The following is a 4928-nucleotide window of genomic DNA, read 5'->3' as shown; positions in this document are numbered from 1 at the left end:
GGGCGCGACCAGGGCCGCGCGGTGGGGTGCTGTTAGCCGGGTGCGCCGCCGGGCGCAAGGCAGTGGGGCCCGGGCGGGACGAAAACCGTCCCGCCCGGGTGTTTTACGCCTCCGGGTCGAGGTGGAAGTGCACGCTCTCCACGTTGGCGCGCTCGAACGCCTGCATCACGTGCTGGTAGGAGCGCTCCATCTCGGTGGCGTCGTCGCCCGGGGTGTCCTCGGGCTTGAGCACGAACATCAGGAGCGAGCGCCCGGTCACGGCGTAGCCTTTGCCGAACGAAAAACTCTCCACGTCCTGGCTGTCGGGCAGGTTGGTGTCGAGCAGCCGGGTCCAGGCGATGCCGTTGGGCGATTCGGGCAGCGTGAACGTCACCAGGTCGTGGTGGGCGTTGAACATGATCAGCAGCGTGGCGTCGCCGCCCCGGCGGTGCAGGCCGGTGGCCTGGGCGCGGCCGTCGAGCTGGACCGCGAAGGCCTTCGCCTCCCCCTCGGACCAGTTCTCGCTGGCCATCTCGCCCCCGTCCGGGCGCAGCCAGGTCACGTCCTTGAGGCCGAACTCCTCGTCGTACTGCCCGGTGAGGAAGCGTCCGCGGCTGAGGATCGGCAGGGCGTTGCGCAGGATGATCAGGCGCTGGGTGAACTCGGCCAGATCCCGCTCCTCGTCGCCGATCGCCCCCCAGTCGAGCCAGGAGACCTCGTTGTCCTGGCAATAGGCGTTGTTGTTGCCGTTCTGGGTGCGGGCGAACTCGTCGCCGGCGAGCAGCATCGGGGTGCCGCGCGACAGGAACAGGGTCGCCAGCATGTTGCGCATCTGGCGCAGACGCACGGCCCGGATCGCCGGGTCCTCGGTCGGGCCCTCGGCGCCGTAATTGTACGAGAGGTTGTGCGAGTGGCCGTCGCGGTTGCCTTCGCCGTTCGCCTCGTTGTGCTTCTCGTTGTAGGCCACCGTGTCGTGCAGGGTGAAGCCGTCATGGGCGGTGAGGAAGTTCACCGAGGCCCAGGGCTTGCGGCCGCGCTTGTCGAACTTGTCGGCCGAGCCCGAGACCCGGGCGGCGAGGTCCGGCAGCAGGCCGGGATCGCCCCGCCAATAGGCGCGCACGTCGTCGCGGAACCGGTCGTTCCACTCGGCCCAGCCCGGTGGGAAGCCGCCGACCTGATAGCCGCCGGGGCCGCAATCCCACGGCTCGGCGATCAGCTTGACGCCGTTGAGCACCGGGTCCTGCCGGCAGGTGTCGAGGAAGCCGCCGCCCTCGTCGAAGCCGTAGGGCTCGCGGCCGAGGATCGTGGCCAGGTCGAACCGGAATCCGTCGACCCGCATCTCGGTGGCCCAGTAGCGCAGGGAATCGGTCACCAGCTGCAGCACCCGCGGGTGCGACAGGTTGAAGGTGTTCCCGGTGCCGGTGTCGTTGATGTAGTAGCGCGGCTCGCCCGGCAGCAGCCGGTAGTAGGAGGCGTTGTCGACGCCCTTGAACGACAGGGTCGGGCCCTTCTCGTTGCCCTCGGCGGTGTGGTTGTAGACCACGTCGAGGATCACCTCGAGGCCGGCGCCGTGGAAGCGCGAGACCATCTCCTTGAACTCGGAGAAGGCGAAGTCCGGCACCGCCGCGTAGCGCCGGGCGGGGGTGAAGAACGAGATCGTGTTGTAGCCCCAGTAATTCACCAGGTTCTTCTGCTGCAGGTAGTCGTCCTGCACGAAGGAATGCACCGGCAGCAGCTCCACCGAGGTGACGCCGAGGCTCTTGATGTAGTCGAGCACGTCGGGCGTGCCGAGGCCGGCATAGGTGCCGCGCAGCTTCTCGGGCACCCGCGGGTCGAGCTTGGTCATGCCCTTCACGTGGGCCTCGTAGAAGATCGTCTTCTCCCACGGCACGTTGGGCTTGCGGTGCCGGCCCCAGGTGAAGGCCGGGTCGATCACCCGCGAGCGGCGGTTGAACGGCGCGCTGTCCCGCTCGTCGAAGGTCAGGTCGTCGCCCGATTCCATCTGGTAGCCGAACAGGGCCGGGTTCCAGGTGATCGAGCCCACCAGTCCCTTGGCGTAAGGGTCGATCAGGAGCTTGTTGTGGTTGAACCGGTGGCCGGCCTTCGGCTCGTAGGGGCCGTGGACCCGGTAGCCGTAGATCGTGCCGGGCCGCGCATCCGGCAGGTAGCCGTGCCAGATCTCGTCCGTGTATTCGGGGAGCTCGATCCGCTCGATCTCGCGCTCGCCCTGGTCGTCGAACAGGCAGAGTTCGACCTTGGTGGCGTGGGCCGAGAACAGGGCGAAGTTGACGCCCAGCCCGTCCCAGGTGGCGCCGAGCGGATAGGGTTGGCCTTCCTGGATGCGCGTGCGGGTCGCGCGGGCTTGTGAAGCAGGACGTCGGGAATCGGACATGGACACTCCGGAACGCGACCCGCACGGCCACGTGCCGGTGCGGGGAGCGTCCAGTGAACGTGCCGGCAACGGCGAAGCTCCCGCGGTGCCGCAAAAATCGCTGCCGGCTTCGTCCTCTGGGGCTCGTGCCGCCTCGATGGGCGATGCCGCCTTCGTCGCGGCGGGCGTGGGTGGGCGGCTGGATCAGACGGACGGATTCATAAGCCTAGCGGGCCTGTTTTTGAGCGGTCCGTCCTGGAAGGATGCGCAGATAACGTTGGACGTCCGCTCAGCCGCGAAGTCTCAAGCTCAGATCGGGTATGCGGTCACGAGCGCCATGAAGGCACCATCGTCGACAAGCTTCCAGACGGATCTGATTCGATGACTCGATCCGTCAGGCATCTGCATCGCCCCTTCGTATATGTATTTGGTGACAAACCTATTTTCGGCTGCACGGGAAAAATAGTCGCTTCGTCCGTGATCGAGGAGCGCGGCGATGAAGGGACGGGGATCCTCGCGTGCAAAACCGCGGGCGAGAAAAAACTCGGCTTTCGGCCCACCTTCGGCATGTCCCACGTCGAGGAGATAGCCGCCGATCTTGGCGTCCGGGATACAGGGTACCGGCACCCGGCCGCCCGGAAGTGGCATCGGGTCAGGCTGCCTTGAGAGCTTCGGCCCGAATCGTTGCGTTGCCGATGACCGGGCGTGCGAACTCGACCTCATAGGCCTCGCCACCGGCATAGACCTCGACGATGGTTCCACGCGATCCGGCGGCAACGGGAAGCCCATCGTCCGTCACCGTATCACACAGGGTTACGACCACGCTCAGCTCGGGGAAAAGCGGCGTGGCCTCGGGGGCGCGGCGCAACGTGTGCATGGTGTCGAACGACATGCGCCAAATCTGGCGTACAGCTGGGTTGTACGCAAGCCGCCCGCCCCCGACGGGCGCAGAGTCTTCCCGGAGCAGAGGGATGGCAACCCGGCTTCAAAGTCATGGAAAGCCACGGGTGACGGCATCCCGCCGACACGTCCGGACGCGCATCGCGCGTGCCACGTCGGCTCGCGTCCGACGGATCCGCCCAGGCCGAAAGCATGCCACCTCAATTCGACGCCGCAGCCGTAAAACTCCGATCGACGGCTTGGCTCACGTCGAGCCGCTTGCCCAGGATGCCGTAGCGGGTGGCGCGATCGGACGCCTCCTGGACCTCCGCGACCACGCCGTCGTCGATCCCGATCGGGCTGGTCCGCTGCGCCGCATAGGCCGCGAGCAGCACATCCTCCGGCAGGCGGGTCAGGGCGGCGGTGCTCTTGGCGTATGCGGGGAGATGGTCGAGCGACCAGAGCCGGGCCTTGTTCAGGCGGTCCAGCAGGTCCTGCACGGCCGCCCGCTTGGTGGCGATGGCGCTGTCGGAGGCGACGACGAACGTGATGGTCGGCGTCAGGCCCGCGCCGTCGGCGATCACCCGGGCCTTGTCCTTCAGGGTCGCGAAGGAGACGTAGGGCTCCCACACCGCCCAGGCATCGACCGAGCCGGCGACCAGGGCGACCTTGGCGTCCACGGGGTTGAGGGCTGCGAAGGTGGCGCCCTCCAGGGTGATCCCGGCCTTCTCCAGGGTCGCGTCGATCAGGAACTGGCCCCAGCCGCCCCGGGTGCCGGCCAGGCGCTTGCCCGTGAGGTCGGCCGCCGACCGGATCGGGGAATCCTGGCGCACCAGGATCGCCTGGCTCCGCGGGTCGGACCTGGTGCCGCCGACCGCCTTGATCGGGGCGCCGGCCGCGTAGGCCGTGAGCAGCGACAGGTCGCCGGTATAGCCGACATCGAGGGCGCCGGCATTGAGCGCCTCCAGGATCGGCGCGGCGGCGGGGAATTCCGACCAGACGATGGTGTAGGGCAGGTCTTTTCCGTAGCCGGAGATCTCCAGCAGCGAGCGGTTGCCCCCCTTCTGGTCGCCGACCCGCAGCACCACCGGCTCGGCCGCGCGGGACGGGACGGCCGCCGACAGCATCAGGGCCGCGGCGAGCCAGGCGGCCGCGCGCCGGCGAGTCATTCTTTGGGCGTCAGGGAGGATGCGCATGCGGCCCATTTCATTGCCCGGCGCAGCGTGCGCGAGGGGTTCAGCGGAGCGGCCAAGTCTATGGAAGCGCCCGCGGCGAACAAGGAAACGGTTATCTGTATTGCTGGCGGACCGAGCGATCGTGTTTCGCGCGATCGGCACCGGCGAGAAGATCGGCATCGTTGCGGCAGGGCGCCCATATCCCTAGGAGGCCGTTCAACTCACAGCCTCTCAGGATGAGGGGGTGGGTGGGAGAGACACGCGTCCTGCAACCCGCCCAGCCTTCGCTGCCGCGGGCCTCCGACAGCCTAATCCCCAAAAGCATCCGCCAGATACGCGCGCACGAAGCCCGGCATCCGGGCCGCCTCGGGGCCGCCTGCGCCCCGCGCCACGTGGATCCCGGCGAGTTCCGGCTCCGCCTCCCGGCGGCGGTGGGCCTCGATGCGGGCGCACAGGGCGTCGGCCGTCTCCGGGAACCGCACCGGGCGCAGGAAGGCGAGCTGCCCCTCCCCGGCCAGCAGCAC

General features: G+C 68.4%; 4 protein-coding genes and 1 pseudogene. All 5 read right to left on the bottom strand.

The genetic code is table 11. From position 1 onward, the window contains the following. Nucleotides 1-103: 103 nt before the first annotated feature. Nucleotides 104-2371 (bottom strand): glycogen debranching protein GlgX, encoded by a 2268-nt coding sequence (gene glgX, locus FV228_RS20190; protein WP_147856251.1) that lies wholly within the window; start codon nt 2369-2371, stop codon nt 104-106. Between the two features lie 288 nt (nt 2372-2659). Beyond that, nucleotides 2660-2998, bottom strand: a complete 339-nt coding sequence (locus FV228_RS20185; RefSeq protein WP_147856250.1) for a DUF6883 domain-containing protein — start codon at nt 2996-2998, stop codon at nt 2660-2662. 4 nt (nt 2999-3002) lie between these two features. Then, nucleotides 3003-3242 (bottom strand): DUF4926 domain-containing protein, encoded by a 240-nt coding sequence (locus tag FV228_RS20180; protein WP_147856249.1) that lies wholly within the window; start codon nt 3240-3242, stop codon nt 3003-3005. A 208-nt stretch (nt 3243-3450) separates the two neighbouring features. Further along, complete coding sequence (locus tag FV228_RS20175; RefSeq protein WP_147856248.1) at nt 3451-4425, bottom strand: ABC transporter substrate-binding protein; 975 nt, start codon at nt 4423-4425, stop codon at nt 3451-3453. Nucleotides 4426-4712: 287 nt separating this feature from the next. Next, nucleotides 4713-4928, bottom strand: a pseudogene (locus tag FV228_RS20170) (NUDIX hydrolase); the annotation flags it as partial.

This window comes from Methylobacterium sp. WL18 (genome assembly GCF_008040015.1).
GTDB lineage: Bacteria > Pseudomonadota > Alphaproteobacteria > Rhizobiales > Beijerinckiaceae > Methylobacterium > Methylobacterium mesophilicum.
Note: the sequence above shows the minus strand (reverse complement) of the source record. Positions and strands in the feature narration are given on the sequence as shown.

Excerpts from the sequence above, each read along its gene's own strand:
- glgX (WP_147856251.1), bottom strand. The coding sequence starts at position 2,371 with ATGTCCGATTCCCGACGTCCTGCTTCACAAGCCCGCGCGACCCGCACG.
- FV228_RS20175 (WP_147856248.1), bottom strand. The coding sequence starts at position 4,425 with ATGCGCATCCTCCCTGACGCCCAAAGAATGACTCGCCGGCGCGCGGCC.
- FV228_RS20180 (WP_147856249.1), bottom strand. The coding sequence starts at position 3,242 with ATGTCGTTCGACACCATGCACACGTTGCGCCGCGCCCCCGAGGCCACG.
- FV228_RS20185 (WP_147856250.1), bottom strand. The coding sequence starts at position 2,998 with ATGCCACTTCCGGGCGGCCGGGTGCCGGTACCCTGTATCCCGGACGCC.